The organism is Curtobacterium sp. B8, from assembly GCF_000333315.1.
Classification (GTDB): Bacteria; Actinomycetota; Actinomycetes; order Actinomycetales; family Microbacteriaceae; genus Curtobacterium; species Curtobacterium luteum.
Window position 1 is genome coordinate 1 of the sequence record NZ_BACW01000246.1, and the last position, 1,320, is coordinate 1,320.

The following is a 1,320-nucleotide window of genomic DNA, read 5'->3' on the forward strand; positions in this document are numbered from 1 at the left end:
ACCGGCAGACCGCTGCCGACGCCATGAACGACGCCGGCCGCACCGTGACCGCGATCGACGAGACCGTGCACGACGTCGTGGCCGCGGACGTCGTGCTCCCGGGTGACGACCTGCTCGAGACGGAGAAGCGCCGCTACCTGCGCGCCGCCGTCGAGGCCCTGCCGGAGCGCATGCGCTTCATCGTGGAGGCCGTCTACTTCGGCGACCGCTCGGTCACGGACGTGGCCGCCGAGCTCGGCATCACGCACTCCGCCGTCTCGCAGCAGCGCTCCGAGGCGATGCGGCTGCTCCGCGACGGCCTCGCCACGCACTACGGCGACGGCGGGGCGACCCCCGAGCCGGCGTCCCGGACCACCGCGGCCCGTCGGAGCGCCTACCTCGCGAAGGTGGCCGCCAACGCCGCCGCCGGGGTGGCCCGCGCCGTGCACGACGCCACCGTCCCCACGGTGCCGGCGGCCGGCTGAGACGTCCCGCCGGAACTTTTCCGGACGGGCACCTAACGACTCGACGCCAGCGGCCGAGAGTCACCCGTGTCAGCCCATGGACGGGCAGGCACCGAACCCAAGGATTCACGGAGGAACACACCATGGGTATGTCCATCAACACCAACCTCTCGGCACTCAACACGTACCGGAACCTCAACGCGACGCAGAACGACCTGTCGAAGTCCCTCGAGAAGCTCTCGTCGGGTCTCCGCATCAACCGTGCTGCCGACGACGCTGCCGGTCTGTCGATCTCCGAGGGGCTGAAGTCCCAGGTCGGTGGCCTCACGGTCGCCGCCCGCAACGCCCAGGACGGCATCTCGGTCGTGCAGACGGCGGAAGGCGGTCTCACCGAGACGCACGCCATCCTCCAGCGTGTCCGTGACCTCGCCGTGCAGGCGGGCAACGACTCGAACAACGCGGACTCGCGCACCGCGATCTCGACCGAGGTGACGCAGCTCAGCGCCGAACTCGGTCGGATCGCCGACTCGACGAACTTCAACGGCATCAACCTGCTCGACGGCACCGCCGGCACCGCAGGCGACGGCAAGCTGAACTTCCAGGTCGGCGCGAACGGCGACGCCGCGAGCCAGATCACCGTCGACCTGTCGGGTGCGAACGTGAAGACGGTCTCGACCGCCGTCGCCGCGCTCAAGTTCGACTCGGCGGCCGACGCGCAGGCGTCGATCACCGCGATCGACGCGCAGAGCGACCGAGCTCACCGACTTCACCGTCACCGGCAAGGTCGCGGACACCGCGAACAGCAGTGCGGCGACGCTCCTCGCCGACGGCACCAAGGGCTACGCGACCTACGTCGACGGCCAGGTGACGGACATGG

2 protein-coding genes are annotated in these 1,320 nt (G+C 70.2%); both read left to right on the forward strand.

Going from position 1 to position 1,320, the window contains the following annotated elements; genetic code table 11:
• Positions 1–464, forward strand: a 464-nt coding sequence (locus I59_RS06085; protein ID WP_022903101.1) for a sigma-70 family RNA polymerase sigma factor, incomplete at its 5' end; no start/stop codon positions are given.
• A gap of 122 nt (positions 465–586) precedes the next feature.
• Positions 587–1,320 (forward strand): hypothetical protein (locus I59_RS06090; protein WP_187289792.1); only part of this gene is annotated, 734 nt, incomplete at its 3' end.